Raw genomic sequence first — 16,109 nt, 5'->3', positions numbered from 1 at the left:
TGTATTCGGTTTGGAAGCAAAAGTAAGCGTATCTTTTTTACACGTTCTGTTTTTCTAGTGAAAGGCTGTATTTAATTGGTAAACGTCATAAAATGAGTGGCGAAGTTAAATAATTAACTAGTAAAGTTGCCATTTGATCAGGTAATGGTTATTTGTCGCTGTGACCGCTCCCAAACTGCGGATTGCTTCTTTTTCAGGTATCTTATAAAGCCATGGAACACGGCTACATTCATGAATACAAAGTAAAAGGGAACATAAAAATACCGGCTTTTCATCTGTCGTATTGCCATCAGGTAACCAATAAAGGCCAATGTATAAAAAACAGACTGCAGTATTAATACATAACGATACACAGGAGCAGAGGTGGCGATACATAAACCGATGTTGGTGAGCAGCAGTAGTAGCAAACACAAAGGGGCAACTGTCCAGCGAAATACGCGGTGAGAAACAAACTGCCAGGTAATTTTCGGATACCTGAAAAAATTAAACAGTGCTGATAGCCTGTACATCGCCTGAAACCCTCCCGCACTGATTCTTACCTTCCTTTTATACTCTTCCTGTAAAGAAGAGGAGGGTGCTTCCCGGGCATAGGCATCCGGTGCGTATGCTACCTTATATCCCTTTTTATTTACCCCAAAGGAAATCGTAAAATCATCAAGAATGGTATCAGCCGGAACATTTTCGTACAGGGAAGTACGTATGGCAAATAATTCACCGGCCGCTCCCATTACACTATATAGCGCAGCGTCCCATTTTTTTAATAAAGACTCATACTTCCAATACATGCCCTCTCCGGCGCCTTCTGCGTCTGCAGCATTATCTGAAATTACTTTTTTTTCACCTGCGACAGCGCCTACCTCTGCTGCAGAAAAATGGCTGATCATACAATTAACAGCCTGTGGATTCAGCAAGGTATTGGCATCAGAAAAAATAACAAAAGGCGTGGTAACATGCGCCATTGCCCGGTTGATAGCTACTGTCTTGCCACTGCGCTGTGGTTCATACAATAGTTGTGTTTGAGGGTATTCTTTTATAATGCTGTTGGTGTCATCTGATGAGCCATCTGTAACAAAAATGATCGTCAGTTTTTCAACCGGGTAATCCAGCTCCAGCGTATTTTCAATTTTATGCCTGATAAAATCTGCTTCATTATAGGCGGCCACCATAAAAGTAACTTCCGGCTGGAAACCCGCTTCCTTCGCGGGAAGAGGCTTCACTACCAACTGTTTTATCTTTACCAGTATATATAATAGCAGACCATATCCGATATAACTATAGAAAACAAAGAATAAGCTTATCCAGAAAAAAAGCACCAAAATAGTCATACTAATAATTTAGGGGTAATTACTGCAGGGAAGCATAATTATGTAAGTAATATCAAATTCCGGAAGCAAAACTATAATAATCAGGCAAATTTTTATCAGAAATCATTTTTTATGTTTCCGGATGCATTGCTTAAAATTCGTTTACTTAAATTTTCCTTGCATTCACCAGCTAAATTCCGCCGTTTACAAAATAGAGAATAAACTACTCTTAAAGTATTATAGATTTGCGTCTATTGAGAATAAGTTGCATTTCATCGGGTAGTTTTTAAGAATTAATTTAATAATACCTGATTTGAAAATTACTTTGTAAATTCGATGCAGCATTCTAGGCTATACATTCAAGTATGCTTACCTGTGTCCCCAATGTCCCCTGAAGAACCAGTTTAATTTCTTGAACCTTATCCAATTTAAAGCCTTCTAGTGGTTCCCTGCGCCCTATAAGCGTTGGTATTAATTGTATTAAAAAGAAAGAAGGTGAAAAAAAATGTTTTAGTTATTGATGATAGTTTACCCATAAGATACTTATTGGAGGCTGTTCTGAGCCGAAAACACAAGGTGACTTCGGCAGGTGATGGATTGTCTGCAATGGCATGGTTAACCAAAGGGAATGTCCCGGATCTTATCATTACAGATCTGCAAATGCCAAATATAGATGGCTGGGAATTAATAGACTATCTAAGCACCAGTAATTTGTACCAGCAAATTCCGGTAATTGTTCTTTCCGGCATTATTAACTCAAAAGAAACTTTTCAGAATAAGCATTATGATAATGTTAGAGGGATTCTTACTAAACCTTTTGATCCTGTGATGTTATTGGATAAAGTGGATGGAATATTTGATAACCGGTTTATGTATGTTTTTTCTTAGTCTTATTCTTGCGTCCATCAATATTAATTCCAAATTATCATGAGAATGACTACTACACCTGAACTGAATTTACTGACCGAAATCGACACCTCAAGGCATATCAGCAATGAGCGGATCATCATTTTTATAGGAAATCTTCATGCTGAACTAGGTGAGATTAAAACGGGATGCAAATCTTTGTTTGTGTCAAATTTTGAAGAAGCTGCGCATACAATGAAACAATTGATGCACTCCTTCCGCAAACAACCATCCCTTATTATTTATAAGGCAGATAACAATTATGAGGCAAGCCTTGCTGCCTGGCAGCAGTACTTTAAAGGACACCCGATTTCCCGTGTTGTCCCGTTCTTTTTGTACACGGACCAAATATCTGATTCGTTGAAAGCGTGTATCAGAAAGTATTCGTTTGTAGATGAAATTATTACCAAAGATTGTTTTTGCAATCAGTTGCATCAGAAAATTTCATTTGTAAATAAATACAAAAAACTGGTAGCCTTATCTCCGGTATTAGCTGTGGAAAAGACACCCGTAGATCGTAAACAACAAGTCAACACTATTCTGAAAAGAACCTTTGATATTGTTGTAGCCGGATGTTTGTTAGTGCTGATCAGTCCGTTCCTGCTGATTATTGCAGCGATCGTAAAACTGGAATCGAAAGGAGCCGTTTTTTATGCAGCACGCCGCGCCGGAAAAAATTACCAGGTATTTAAGTTCTATAAGTTTAGAACCATGGTGGCGAATGCAGACAAACAATTACAGCAACTCACGCATCTGAATCAATATGATGCTAACGGTGGAGCTGTTTTTTACAAAGTATCAAATGATCCACGCGTTACCCGGTTCGGTTCCTTTTTGCGCAATACCAGCCTCGACGAAATTCCTCAGCTATTTAATGTATTAATAGGCGATATGTCGCTGGTAGGTAACAGACCATTACCTTTGTATGAGGCTACTGCCCTTACTACCGACGATTGGGCGCAACGGTTTCTGGCGCCGGCTGGTATTACAGGCCTCTGGCAAATCAGTAAACGTGGTAAAAAAGAAATGTCTGCCGCTGAAAGAATTGAACTCGATATCAACTATTCCCAAAAACACACCTTTTCATACGACATGTGGATTATGATGAATACTCCTATGGCATTGGTTCAAAAAGATAACGTATAATGATAGCCGCCCTGGAGATAATAGTATTTGCCTACCTGGCATTTTGTGTCCTTTACAACCTGATTTTCTCCGTTGCCGGAAAATTAAGTTTTAACAAAGGAAAGAATTATCATACTACAAAAGTATTTAGTCGCATTGCTATATTAATACCTGCATATAAAGAAGATGATATCATTATTTCTGCTGTAAAAAGCTATGAACAACTGGAGTACCCGGAAGATCTGTACGATGTTGTTGTTATTGCTGATTCATTGCAACCAGCTACCATAAAGGATCTGAAAGTGCATAGGAATGTGATTGTTATTCCGGTTTCCTTTGAAAAAAGTACAAAGGCCAGGTCATTGAATACCGCTTTCGCACAACTGGACGATGTATATGATATAGCCGTGATTGCTGATGCTGATAATATACTGGAAGCCGATTTTTTGTTGAAAGTAAACCATGCATATGTAACAGAAGGTAAACATGCCATGCAGGCACAACGGGTCGCCAAAAATCTGGATACTCCTTTTGCCATCATGGATGCTGCCAATGAAATAATAGCAAATCATATTAACCGGAAAGGCGCTAACGCATTGGGTTTGTCTGCCTCTCTGATCGGATCGGGTATTGCTTTTCATTATCCGCTTATTAAACAGGCACTGAAAGAAACAGCAGCAATAGGAGGGTTCGATAAAGTATTACAGCAGCTGTTGGTATATAAGGGTTATACCATTCATTACCTGGAAGATGCCCTCATCTTCGATGAAAAAGTAGAAAACGCTGCTGCTTTTGAAAATCAGCGTAAAAGATGGTTATCCAGCCAGTTTGTTTATCTGAAAAAATATTTCAATAAAGGATGTCGGGCATTGTTGAAGGGAAGGGTCGATTATTTTTACATGGCGGTAGGTCAGAATATGCTGCTGCCCAGAATGCTGTTATTGGCTGGCCTCATATTCATGACGGCCATCTATCTTATTTTCGGAGGTATACTCTGGATCTCTGTATATATGTGGCTGTTGTTATCCCTGGGATATGCTATCAGTTTATTGTTGCCATTACCCGGTAAATTTTATTCGAAGTATTTCTTTAAGATATTACTGCATCTGCCGGGGGCAATAGGTATTATGCTGTCGCTGGTGTTTAAGTTGAAAGGCGCTAATAAAACATTTATACATACCAAACATTCTAAAACAGACATTGATAATCCTCTAATAAATGTTGCCAGGAAATAATAATACACCGCTTGTATCAATTGTAACCGTTAACTATAACACCGCTGCTGTAACATGTGAATTACTCACTTCTATTGCTAAAAACAGTTATAGTCATCTGGAAGTAATTGTTGTGGATAATGCTTCCATAGAAGATCCAACAGCTGCCTTATTGCAGGCATATCCTGCAGCGAAGGTCATCAGAAGTGAAGTTAACAAAGGATTTGCAGGTGGTAATAACCTGGGGATCCTGGCTGCTACCGGTTCCTATATTTTCCTGGTAAATAATGATACGGAATTTACAGATGGTTTGATAGAAGGATTGCTGGATATTTTTTCCCTGCATCCGGATGCAGGCATCGTAAGTCCCAAATTCCATTATTATTTTCATCCCGGCACTATTGAGTACGCAGGATATAATGCAGTAGATACTTTCACGGGCAGGAACAGTATGATAGGATGCAAGGAAACGGATAAAGGACAATATGATCAGATTACCTCCACTAATTATGCACATGGCGGTGCCATGATGATTCCTGTCAGCATATTAAAAGAAGTAGGGCTGATGCCGGAAATATATTTTTTATATTATGAAGAGTTTGATTGGTGCGAGCAATTTAAACGTAAACACTACAAAATTTATTACCAGTACCAATCGCTGATATATCATAAAGAATCAATGACGACGGGCAAAAACAGCCCTTTAAAAACTTATTATTTAACCAGGAACAGGATACTGTTTATGCGGAGAAATGTAAAATTATCCGCCCGTATTTTTTTCCTGTTCTATCTGATGGTGTTTACCATTCCGAAAAATACTTTGTCTTTTATTGCCAGAAAAGAAATAGCGCATTTAAAAGCATTTTGGAAAGGGATATTCTGGAATATAAAACATCATCGACTAAATTTAGTACCATGTGTGGCATAGCTGGTTTTGTTGATTTTTCAAAGAATGCAGATTTGAGTATGTTGAAGTCCATGACAGATGTGCTGCAGCATCGTGGACCCAATGACGCCGGATACGAAGTATATGAACACGCCCAGGCCAGTGTAGGACTGGGACAACGTCGTCTTTCTATCCTGGACCTTTCCAGTTCAGGACACCAGCCCATGCATTATAATCAGTATTCCATGATCTTCAATGGCGAAGTTTACAACTTCATGGAGATCCGTAAGGAACTGGAAAAAAATGGATATACGTTTGTTTCAAATTCAGATACTGAAGTATTACTGAAAGGATATGACCTCTGGAAAGAAAAGGTGGTGGATAGATGTATTGGAATGTTTGCTTTTGTTATTTATGATAAAGACAAAGGACAGTTAATATTGTGCAGAGACAGAGCAGGCGTGAAGCCACTTTATTATTACTGGCATAATAATGTGTTGCTGTTTGGCTCTGAATTAAAGAGCCTGTGCAGCTATCCCGGTTTTCCCAAAGAAATAGATGTGAACAGTGTGTCACTGTTTTTGCAATATAGCTACATCCCCGCGCCTTATACCATTTATAAAAATACACACAAATTAAAGCCTGGTCATTGGCTGCATTTATCATTACATACAAAAGAACCGGTACTGACAGAATACTGGAATGTACTGAATGCCTATCGCCAGCCGCTTACAGATATGTCTGAATCAGCCATTATTCAGCATACAGAATCATTAATGAAAAGTGCCTACAAATACCGGATGGTAGCAGATGTACCGGTAGGTGTTTTTTTAAGCGGAGGATATGACAGCAGTAGCGTAGCAGCTATTTTACAGGCTTCTTCCGGCAGCCGTATCAAAACATTTACCATAGGTTATAAAGAGCAGGCATTTGATGAATCAAAAGAGGCCCGGAAAATAGCGCTGCACCTGGGTACCGATCACAATGAATGGATCATAGGGGCTGCTGAGGCAAGAGAAATATTGCATCAGTTGCCGGATATATACGACGAACCATTTGCCGATAATTCCACCGTTCCTACTACACTGGTGAGTAAGTTGGCCAGCAGCCAGGTGAAAGTGGCATTGTCTGCTGATGGCGGCGATGAATTGTTTGCTGGATATAATAAATTTAATCAGTCACTCCGTTATAGCAGCAGTTTCCCGAAAGGTGTACAAGGCCTGGTGAGTAAAGTAATGGGATGGGTAGATCCGGCCACTATTCCGTATTTTAACAAACAATATAATTTTGCCAGCCGTTATGAAAAAATGAAATTGATATGGGCATCCGGCAAACCGCAGGAAGCCATGAAATATATCAGCCAGTATATCACAGAAAGTGAAGCAGCCGGATTCCTCGGAACACCTGTTTCTGCCTACAAAACTAACTTTGATATGAACGGCGAGCTGAATGATATCAATGACCCGCTAAATCGCCTCTTATCTGTTGATTACAAAACATTCCTGGTAGACAATAACCTGGTGAAAGTGGATCGTGCTACCATGTCTGTTGGGATTGAGGGGAGAGAACCAATGCTGGACCACCGGTTGGTGGAATTTTTAGCCACTGTTCCGGCAGCGGTGAAAGTAAAGGATAATGTGAATAAATATATACTGAAAGAAATTGTACATAAGTATATTCCAAAATCATTGATGGATCGCCCTAAACGGCCATTCATTGCACCTTTGACACATTGGTTTAAAGAGGAACTGAAAGAACAGATGTCATATTATCTTTCACCGGCCAAACTTGAACAAAGTGGTATCTTTAATGTAGAACATGTACAACAATTATTAAACAACTATTTCGCTGGTGGCAAAGTAAGTCACCAGAAGCTATGGAATATACTGGTATTCCAGCTTTGGTATAGCAGATGGATTTCAGGATTATAATTACCGAATGACACAAACACCAAAAAAAATAAATGTGCTGGAAGCCATCCGGCAAGGGAAAATAGGGGGAGGGGAAAGTCATGTACTGGACCTGGTGAGCTACCTCGACAAACAACGTTTTAAACCCGTTGTGCTTTCCTTTACAGATGGTCCCATGATGCAGTCTCTGCAACAAATGGGTGTGCCGGGTTATGTGATACATACAGAGAAACCATTTGATATCAGGGTATGGAAACAGGTAAAAGATTTTTTGCGTAAACAGGAAATCGATATCGTACATGTTCATGGTACCCGTGCAAATACAAATGTATTATGGGCTGCGCGCACGCTTAAATTACCAGTAATATATACTATTCACGGCTGGTCATTTCATGATGACCTGCCGTTTTTTAAACGTATGGCGAGGATAGTGGCGGAGAAAATTATTACTTTCAATACCCGGCTCAATATTACTGTTTCTGATGCCAACCAGTATACAGGCCATAAAGCGCTGGGTGCCTTTAAATCTGTGGTGGTTAAAAATGGGGTGAATTTGCGTAGATTTAATGCCTCCGCCACCTACCCTGATGTAAAAGCTGCGTACGGAATACCGGAACATCACCTGGTATTGGGTTATATTGTGAGGATAACAGGGCAGAAGGATCCGCTGGGTATGATCAGGGCATTTGCAGCAGTGTATGCTGCCCGGCCGGATGTTACCCTGCTGATGATAGGCGAAGGGGACCTTAAAGATGCTGCTGTTCAACTGGCGAAAGACCTGCAGGTAGATAGCCGCATTGTATTCGATAACTTCCGGACAGATGTACCTGCTGTGTTACATGCAATAGATATCTACTGTCTGCCGTCTTTGTGGGAGGGTTTTCCGATAGGTGTACTGGAAGCAATGGCTATGGGGAAAGCCGTGATAGCCAGTGATGTGGATGGTACCAAAGAAGCAATACAGCATGAGGTAACCGGTTTGTTGGTGCCACCTAAGGATACACCTGCCCTTGCGGAGGCAATTATCCGGCTGGTAGATGATACGCAGCTACGGCAGGAGTTACAGACCAATGCAAGGAACAGCATCATTGCAAACTTTGACGCAAAAATCATGACGGGTAAAATTGAAACACTTTATCAACAGCTACTGACGCCAACGGGCGTGGATTGAAAATAATAATTTAATTAGTTAACCGAATACCAGATAAATAAATTAGACGCATGAAAATCAGAAATCCCCGTTCTCGTTTTGACCTTAACATAAAAAAAGGTGACAGGGTACTGGAAGTAGGAGGAGGGCACAATCCACATCCAAGAGCGAATGTGGTAGTAGATAAATATGTTGATGATAACACACATCGTAGCGGTGATATTAAAGTGCTGAATAACCAGCAGTTTCTGAATGCGGATGGAGAACATTTGCCATTCAAAGACAAAGAATTTGATTATGTTATTTGTAACCAGGTATTGGAACATGTGGAAGATCCGGTAGCCTTCTTGCAGGAACAATTCCGCGTGGCTAAAAGAGGTTATATTGAAACACCCTCTTTGCTGGGTGAGCACCTGTTTCCTAAAAAATCACATAAATGGGCCATCCTGGAAGTAAATGGTGAAGTAGTGCTTGTAGATAAGGCGAAAATGAATTTTCCTACTAACTTCGATTTTGGAGATCTGTTCCTTGAATATTTACCCCGGCATTCAATAGGCTATAAAATACTGGAAAGAACACATCCTAACCTGCACACTATGCGGTTGGAGTGGGAAGACGATTTTAAATATGTTATCAATCCGGAAGATAAAAACATACTGAAATATTTTGAAGCACCCTGGACCCGTGAAATGGTATTACATTATTTTCCTCAGCGCTCACTTGGTAAAGAGCTGGCAGATGCTACCCTGGCATTTACAGACATCTGCAAGAGTATCATAAAATCAAGAGTGCTGAGAAAAAAATAGTAAAAACAAAAACCTTATACGCCACCAGTTGCCATGTAGATGGATCCAAGACTGGTGGCTTTTTTATGTGGTTAAGGTCTGGTAGTGGTGACGGATTTGCCGGATTTGAAAAACAGCTTTCCTGTAATTTTTTCAAGCATCAGGATACATTCTGTCCAGCCGAGTTTTATGATATCTGCTATTGTAAAGTGTACATGTTTTTTCAGCATGTAATAACCCACAATTACACAAACAACCATGTTTATCAGGGAGCCTATTGCCACCCAGCGGATATCATGAAACAGCAGTATGAAAATAATATCTCCTACAATATTCAGCACCAGCTTCAAAAAGTTTTTATAAAAATTGGTCAGGGGTTGATTAATCATATCCAGCGCTACACCAATAAAACGATCTACCGGGTATAGGATAGCCGAGAACAGAAAAATTCTTACAACGTCTGTAGCCGGGAGATATGCTTTGCTGGCAAGTATAATGATCAATGGTTTTGTAAACAGGATCAGACAGATAATAAACGGAATAATAATAATAGTAACCGCGCCCACATAACGGGAAAAAGAACGGGCTACCCCGGCCCAGTCATTTTTGTTGGCCGCACCGGAGAGGGTAGGTTGTGCAGTGGCCACAAAACTGCGAAGTATAATTTCAATTACTTCCATAAATTTCTGCGGTATGCTGTATATAGCCACCGCAGCAGGATTGATCATCGTTCTTATCAGGAAATTATCAGAATAGTTGATAAGACCGGAAGAGAGCATACTCCCTACTATCAGCCAGCCATACCGGTAAAGCACTTTAATCTGCTCTTTTGTGCTATAAACAATTGTCTGCACATATGTCCACTTACGTAACAAGGTATATACACTGGTGATGGCCAGGCCTCCTGTATATGCATATAGCGTATTAGCTAAAGTTACCTTGCCAACTAAATAAAGTAATACAATCAAAACAAGGAAGCAGCCGTTTTGCCATAACCTGATCTGTACAATCCTATCAAACCGGTGCTCTGCCTGCAATACCCAGCTGGCAAAATTAAAAGGAACGGATACTAACGTCATAATCCCCAGCCACTTAATAAAGAAGCGCCAGGTATCGTCGAAATAATTATAACATATCAGCCCAACAACGAGGTTGAGTACAAGGAAAATACCTGTTAGCACCAGGGCAATATACCACGCACTCCCGGCTACTTTTCTGGCTGTTGTTTCATCAGTACCTGCATAAAATTTTATGACACCCGACTGCAATAATGCAGTACGTATCTGATCAAGAATAGTATAGGTGCCGATGAATAAAACCCATTCACCAAAAGCGGATAATGGTAATAATCTAACCAGGATAGCAAATGAAAGTAGATTCAGGAAGGCGGATACCAGGTTACCCAGTAAAGAATGAAAATGCCTGTTATTTAAAGCTGACAATAATTTAAAACCCATGTAACATGTTGTAATTAAATACTTAATGTGCGTGTGAGGCTTTTAATAGAGGATAAGGTTTTTTACCGTCGCGTAAGGGGCTATAGAATATTGAAAACGTTGCCTGAATCAATATTATAAGTCTTCGCAAAAGTATAATTTAAAATAGGGGCAGCAAAATTTAATTCGTTATTTGATAGTATTATTTATTGATCATGTATTTACACTTACCAGAAAAAAATACTTTATTTAAAAGTGTAATTATATGTATAATATTTCTTATCTATACGATGAAAAATATCCTACCTTAGCGACAATATTAATATTTGCAGTGGTTTAGTGGTAAATCCTATACCTTAAAATCAACAACTTAAACCCCTCCTATGTGAAAACTATCGGGACTTTGTAATTACTATTCCCTGCTCCTGGTAACACATCGGCGGTATCCTATAATGTAATCAGCCCCGTTGGCAAGTTATTTTACAGTGGAAAACCAGGCATTGCTAAATAAGTGAATTACTTAGTCATGCTATACCATATAACAATTGAAAATACCTCACATGAAGTTGGGATACTTTTTAAGTAAGAGGATGTTATTTGCCCTGATAACACTATCTTTTTTATTAACACAACAAAGTTACGCGCAGCAGGTAGCTAAATCAACCAAGGGTACCTCAGTAACTAATTGCGGAGGATATTATGAATATATCCCTCCAGCTTATGCTGCCAGTAAAGACTCTTTTCCGCTGATCGTCTTCATTCATGGTATTGGAGAGTTAGGAGATGGGGTAACAAATTTACCCGCCGTATTAAAAAACGGTATTCCGGCACGCATCAATGATGGTACACTCCCGGCTTCGTTTACGGTGAATAATCAAACCTTCTCTTTTATAATATTATCCCCGCAGTTTAAAACATCTCCCAGTCCCCTCGATATACTTAGCCTGATCAATTATATAAAAACCCAGTACAGGATAGATAATAACAGGATCTATATAACCGGATTGAGTATGGGCGGTGGTTCCACCGAAGATTTTGCATCTGCCAACGACGCCTTTGCACAAATTCCTGCAGCAGTGGTAGCGGTGTCCGGAAATATGAATCCGGTACAATTTCCCAATGCACCCAGGGTGGTTGCAAAAAACAATGTACCTGCCTGGTTTTTCCATAATAATGGAGATGGTACAGTGCCCTCTCAATATTCAAAAGATTGGGTGGCTATGATATCCGCTTATCAACCAGCTCCAACACCATTACCTAAACTCACTATTTTCCCCGTTTCAGGTCACAATGCCTGGGACAAGGCATACGATCCCAATTACAGGGAAAATGGTATGAATGTATATGAATGGATGTTGCAGTATAAAAAGGGAGGTACAACTGTTACTCCGCCACCACCACCTCCTCCTTCAGGGAATAAGCGCGTGATTGCAAAAACCAATATAGGCAACGGTATGTATTATACTGATGCCATGAGTGCTTTTCAGCTTAACCCCGGAGATACACTTTGTATTCCGGCTGGCGACTACGAATTTGTTCAACTGGGAAAATTGACCGGAACAAAAGCCAAACCAATTGTAATTACTAACTGCGGAGGACTCGTCCGACTGGGCATTAATACACATAAGAGTGATATCGCCTTCAATTTTATGTCGGGTCAGTTTATAGAAGTTTCCGGATCAGGTACCCCCGGCCTGGAATATGGATTTGATATCAACGGCAAAAACCTGGATGGTGTTCAAATGCAGGGTATGTACTTTGGTAGTGGCAGCACAGACTTTAATGTACATAACATGTACATTCATGATGCTAACATACTGCTGGTAGCTAAAACTACCCAGGCCTGCGACAATCCCCAGTACTGGGAAGGTAACTATGTAATGAGGAATGCCAAAATCCACCACATCAAAGGACGCTATTCAGAATATGAAGGTTTTTATATCGGTAACACACATTATATCATCAATTTTCCGGCATGCGGAGGTGATGTAAAATCACATCACCTCGAAAACCTGGAAGTATATGATAACGATATACAAAATACAGGATATGATGGCATACAGGTAGCGATGGCGGATATGGGAGATAATAAAGTGTACAATAATGTTGTACGCAATTATGGAATGCAAAAGCTGGATGCACAAAGCTATGGCCTGTTGATGGGCGGCGGCACCGCCGTAAAGGTGTATAATAACGTAGTAGATAGTGGTTATCTACCTGGTATAGCCTTGTTTGGCTCTGGTATTTCTTATGTGTATAATAATGTGATATCTAATATTTCCAATGGAGAAGGTATTAATGTGTCAGATAAATTTATCATTGAACCTGTAACCGCTTACATTTATAACAATACGATCTATAACACCGGCCCTGATGGTATTAAAATCTACGCATATCTCACACAATTAGGTCATAAAGTATATAATAACCTCGTTATCAACACCGGATCTTCCGGCGATTATCCCATGGGCGGTTATTACATACGGGGTGCCCAACAAATCAAGTTTGATTTTAGTAATAATCTTTTTGCTAAAACACCCGCAGAAGCAAATGTGATAGATGCAGCTGCCGGTAATTTTCGTCTTGCCAAAGGTGCTGCTGCAATAGATGCCGGCCGCGACATGTCAGATATGGGATTAACCACAGATGCAGATGGTTTTGTAAGACCACAAAATGGCAAATATGATGTGGGTGCCTATGAGTACAGCAGTAACGGTCCTCATAGGCCGCCGGTAGCCAACGCAGGTAATGACATTAATATTACATTGCCGGTAAATTCAGCACAACTGGATGGCAGCGCCTCCACAGACCCCGACGGTACTATCGTAAAATGGCAGTGGAAAAAAACAGGCGGACCAGCAGGTGGCTCACTTGGCAGTTCAACAACAGCAAAAACCCAGGTAACCGGTTTATTGGAAGGTACCTATGCTTTTGAACTCACTGTTACAAATAATGCGGGTGTCACTGCTGTGGCAACAGTAAGTATAATAGTTTCACCGGTAACAAATAACCAGGTTCCTGTAGCAGTAGTAAGTGCTGACAAAACGGTACAACTGCCTACATCTTATTTATCAGCAGATGGATCAACATCTTATGACATGGGTGGCAGCATTGACAAATTTGGATGGAAGCAATTATCCGGACCAGCCAATGCATTCATCGCCACGCCCGATGCTGCAAGAACATTAATTACAAAACTGCAGCAGGGGGCTTACACTTTTCAGCTCACTGTTACTGATAATAAACAAGCCACCGGCATAACTACTTTTGCGGTAGATGTGCTGGAAAGTAAGCCGGTAGATCATACACCTGATTCTGTATCACTGGTGCCCAATCCGGTCAGCGCTATAGCAAGATTAAATGTAGCGCGCGATGGTAATAACTTCATCCATGTTAAAATTTATGACATGAGCGGTCGGTTGGTGCAGCAAAAATCATATACTTTCAGTGGCGCTTTTCAAACAGACATTGACGTTAGTGTGATACCCAATGGCCACTACATCATGGAAGTGTCCGGAACAAACTTCAAATGGACTAAAAGATTTATTAAAGTAAGGAGCTAAGGTTTTTCCCATTTTCCAGTGGCTGCCTGGTATTGCCGGATTACACGGGCGGGGTTGCCCGCTACCACACTATAGGCGGGTACGTCTTTTGTTACTACGCTGCCGCCAGCCACTACCGCATGTTTGCCAATATGTACGCCCGCAGTGATAACACTGTTGGCTCCTATCCAGCAATCGTCATCCACCTGGATGGCAGCAATACTGCAGGGTTGCAGGGAAACAGGGACATCAGGATCCGTGTAGCCATGGTTCAACCCGGACAATACCACATGCTGCGCCATGATCACATTATTACCTATCGTTACCGGACCTATCAGCACATTGCCAATACCCACCCTTACATTATCACCAATTGTTACCGCCCCCATACCATTATTTATAGTGGCAAAGTCTTCGATGGTGGAGTAACGGCCAAGACTAAACGAATTAAAAGGTAATACATCCATACGTGTACGGCGGCGTATAAGGGCACCTTTACCTTTTTTATGTAGGAAAGGATTCACCAGCCATCGCACCCAGGTACGTGGTCTGGCCTGATTCCGGGGCATCAGCATATACAAAACAAGTTGTTTAAGCCTGGGGCTCTGTTTTATTTTATCTTTAAAACTCATGACGATGGGGTGATGTAAGAATAGCTTTATAAATGGCGGCAACCGAATTTTCCCAGGTATGTTCACCGGCAAACCGGATACGCTGCTGAGCTAAAACCGGGGTATGATCACGTAGTGCTTCTTCTATCAACGGAATATATCCGGCAGCGGAAGTGGCAAGGTATACATGACCCCGGAATAATTCCATGGTTTGCGTAGCTGTTGCTACTACCGGTTTACCCATGGCCAGGTACTCATCTATTTTTAACGGATAGTTACCTGCTGTAACCTCGTTAACCACCTGCGGATTTAAACACACATCAAATGCCTGGATGTATGCAGGTAGCAGCTGCATGTCTTTTTTACCTGGAAAATACACATTGGGAAGCTGATGTAATGACGATTCCCTGAAAGCATCATCTTCCGGACCCACCAACACCAGTTGCCATTCCGGATGCGCGGTGGCTATTGCCTGCAATATAGTAATGTCCAGCCGGAGGGTGTTCAATGCACCTACATAGCCGATCAGCGGACGGTTGCCTTCAGGAAGATCTGCCGGCCGCTCACGTTGCACTGTTGGATCAAAGAGTCTTAAATCACAACCCTGACCTACATAAAAACTATTGGGATTATATTGTTGCAGCATCTCCGCGAGGTAAAGAGAATTGGCTACAGCTACATCTGCTTTGGCGATATGCCTGGGCTCAAGGATTTTACCATGCTTCCTCCAGTAATCTACTCCCAGTAAATAATCCCGGCTATAATACACATAACTGGCCGGCTTAAGAAATTCTTTCAGGTAATATCCCCTGAATATATCGTTGTCATTAAACAGGATCACATCCTTAAAATTCATTTCCCGGATGGCTGCTGCTATACTGTTGGCAAACCGGCGGTTGTTGCGACGGTTCAGCCAGGAAAAAACGGTGGTAGAAGGTATCCAGTTGATAGATTCCAGAATGGTAGCGGGGTAAAGGTTCCAGAGATTGTCCTCTACCTGCACCACGGTTTTCTCTTTGCCTTCCAGTGCTTTCAGCTGATACTGAACATGCGGATCATCTTTCTCTTTTATAATAGTACGCCGGTCGAGTGGCGAATTAACATACAACACCCGGTTATGTCGTGCAAATTCCAGCGCAATATTTTTACAGTTGCTGCCAATTTTTGTGTACCAGGGCTGAAGGCCCACGATAACAATATCCCGGTTATAAACAGACATAATAATGATCAGTAGGTTGAA

At 41.0% G+C, this 16,109-nt stretch carries 12 protein-coding genes; 8 read left to right on the top strand and 4 right to left on the bottom strand.

What is annotated here, in order from left to right; all coding sequences use genetic code 11:
• Nucleotides 1-137: 137 nt before the first annotated feature.
• Complete coding sequence (locus CLV51_RS24415) at nt 138-1,325, bottom strand: glycosyltransferase family 2 protein (RefSeq protein WP_106530727.1); 1,188 nt, start codon at nt 1,323-1,325, stop codon at nt 138-140.
• Between the two features lie 474 nt (nt 1,326-1,799).
• On the opposite strand from CLV51_RS24415, the gene CLV51_RS24410 reads away from it, so the two are divergent.
• The 7 genes from CLV51_RS24410 to CLV51_RS24380 are packed head-to-tail and all read left to right on the top strand — an operon-like array spanning nt 1,800 to nt 9,301.
• Nucleotides 1,800-2,192 (top strand): response regulator, encoded by a 393-nt coding sequence (locus CLV51_RS24410; RefSeq protein WP_158267141.1) that lies wholly within the window; start codon nt 1,800-1,802, stop codon nt 2,190-2,192.
• Between the two features lie 39 nt (nt 2,193-2,231).
• A complete protein-coding gene (locus tag CLV51_RS24405) occupies nt 2,232-3,356 on the top strand; it encodes a sugar transferase (protein WP_245898938.1) in 1,125 nt (374 codons plus the stop codon).
• Nucleotides 3,356-4,570 carry a glycosyltransferase family 2 protein gene (locus CLV51_RS24400; RefSeq protein ID WP_106530725.1) on the top strand — a complete coding sequence of 405 codons (1,215 nt, stop codon included), beginning with the start codon at nt 3,356-3,358 and terminating at the stop codon, nt 4,568-4,570. Before CLV51_RS24405 ends, CLV51_RS24400 begins: the two co-directional genes overlap by 1 nt.
• Complete coding sequence (locus tag CLV51_RS24395) at nt 4,554-5,477, top strand: glycosyltransferase family 2 protein (protein ID WP_106530724.1); 924 nt, start codon at nt 4,554-4,556, stop codon at nt 5,475-5,477. Before CLV51_RS24400 ends, CLV51_RS24395 begins: the two co-directional genes overlap by 17 nt.
• A complete protein-coding gene (gene asnB, locus CLV51_RS24390; protein ID WP_106530723.1) occupies nt 5,465-7,366 on the top strand; it encodes an asparagine synthase (glutamine-hydrolyzing) in 1,902 nt (633 codons plus the stop codon). Before CLV51_RS24395 ends, asnB begins: the two co-directional genes overlap by 13 nt.
• Nucleotides 7,367-7,373: 7 nt before the next feature.
• Nucleotides 7,374-8,516 carry a glycosyltransferase family 4 protein gene (locus tag CLV51_RS24385; protein ID WP_106530722.1) on the top strand — a complete coding sequence of 381 codons (1,143 nt, stop codon included), beginning with the start codon at nt 7,374-7,376 and terminating at the stop codon, nt 8,514-8,516.
• Nucleotides 8,517-8,566: 50 nt separating this feature from the next.
• The gene (locus CLV51_RS24380; protein ID WP_106530721.1) at nt 8,567-9,301 is read left to right on the top strand and encodes a class I SAM-dependent methyltransferase; all 735 of its coding nucleotides are present in this window, start codon (nt 8,567-8,569) and stop codon (nt 9,299-9,301) included.
• A gap of 71 nt (nt 9,302-9,372) precedes the next feature.
• On the opposite strand, the gene CLV51_RS24375 is transcribed toward CLV51_RS24380, so the two are convergent.
• Nucleotides 9,373-10,737 (bottom strand): lipopolysaccharide biosynthesis protein, encoded by a 1,365-nt coding sequence (locus CLV51_RS24375; RefSeq protein WP_106530720.1) that lies wholly within the window; start codon nt 10,735-10,737, stop codon nt 9,373-9,375.
• A 539-nt stretch (nt 10,738-11,276) separates the two neighbouring features.
• On the opposite strand from CLV51_RS24375, the gene CLV51_RS24370 reads away from it, so the two are divergent.
• Complete coding sequence (locus tag CLV51_RS24370) at nt 11,277-14,279, top strand: PKD domain-containing protein (RefSeq protein ID WP_106530719.1); 3,003 nt, start codon at nt 11,277-11,279, stop codon at nt 14,277-14,279.
• Here the strand turns inward: CLV51_RS24370 and CLV51_RS24365 are convergent.
• Nucleotides 14,276-14,890, bottom strand: coding sequence for an acyltransferase (locus CLV51_RS24365; protein WP_106530718.1), 615 nt, complete (start codon nt 14,888-14,890; stop codon nt 14,276-14,278). The genes CLV51_RS24370 and CLV51_RS24365 overlap by 4 nt on opposite strands.
• Nucleotides 14,880-16,088: a glycosyltransferase gene (locus CLV51_RS24360; RefSeq protein WP_170115347.1), complete on the bottom strand. Its 1,209-nt coding sequence runs from the start codon at nt 16,086-16,088 to the stop codon at nt 14,880-14,882. The genes CLV51_RS24365 and CLV51_RS24360 overlap by 11 nt, the downstream gene beginning before the upstream one ends.
• Nucleotides 16,089-16,109 lie beyond the last annotated feature (21 nt).

This window comes from Chitinophaga niastensis (assembly GCF_003014755.1).
Classification (GTDB): domain Bacteria; phylum Bacteroidota; class Bacteroidia; order Chitinophagales; family Chitinophagaceae; genus Chitinophaga; species Chitinophaga niastensis.
Note: the sequence above shows the minus strand (reverse complement) of the source record. Positions and strands in the feature narration are given on the sequence as shown.

Bases quoted from the DNA above. Each gene is read 5' to 3' on its own strand.
- CLV51_RS24405 (WP_245898938.1), top strand. From the start codon at position 2,232: ATGAGAATGACTACTACACCTGAACTGAATTTACTGACCGAAATCGAC.
- CLV51_RS24370 (WP_106530719.1), top strand. From the start codon at position 11,277: ATGAAGTTGGGATACTTTTTAAGTAAGAGGATGTTATTTGCCCTGATA.
- asnB (WP_106530723.1), top strand. From the start codon at position 5,465: ATGTGTGGCATAGCTGGTTTTGTTGATTTTTCAAAGAATGCAGATTTG.
- CLV51_RS24360 (WP_170115347.1), bottom strand. From the start codon at position 16,088: ATGTCTGTTTATAACCGGGATATTGTTATCGTGGGCCTTCAGCCCTGG.
- CLV51_RS24380 (WP_106530721.1), top strand. From the start codon at position 8,567: ATGAAAATCAGAAATCCCCGTTCTCGTTTTGACCTTAACATAAAAAAA.
- CLV51_RS24385 (WP_106530722.1), top strand. From the start codon at position 7,374: ATGACACAAACACCAAAAAAAATAAATGTGCTGGAAGCCATCCGGCAA.
- CLV51_RS24395 (WP_106530724.1), top strand. From the start codon at position 4,554: ATGTTGCCAGGAAATAATAATACACCGCTTGTATCAATTGTAACCGTT.
- CLV51_RS24375 (WP_106530720.1), bottom strand. From the start codon at position 10,737: ATGGGTTTTAAATTATTGTCAGCTTTAAATAACAGGCATTTTCATTCT.
- CLV51_RS24400 (WP_106530725.1), top strand. From the start codon at position 3,356: ATGATAGCCGCCCTGGAGATAATAGTATTTGCCTACCTGGCATTTTGT.
- CLV51_RS24365 (WP_106530718.1), bottom strand. From the start codon at position 14,890: ATGAGTTTTAAAGATAAAATAAAACAGAGCCCCAGGCTTAAACAACTT.
- CLV51_RS24415 (WP_106530727.1), bottom strand. From the start codon at position 1,325: ATGACTATTTTGGTGCTTTTTTTCTGGATAAGCTTATTCTTTGTTTTC.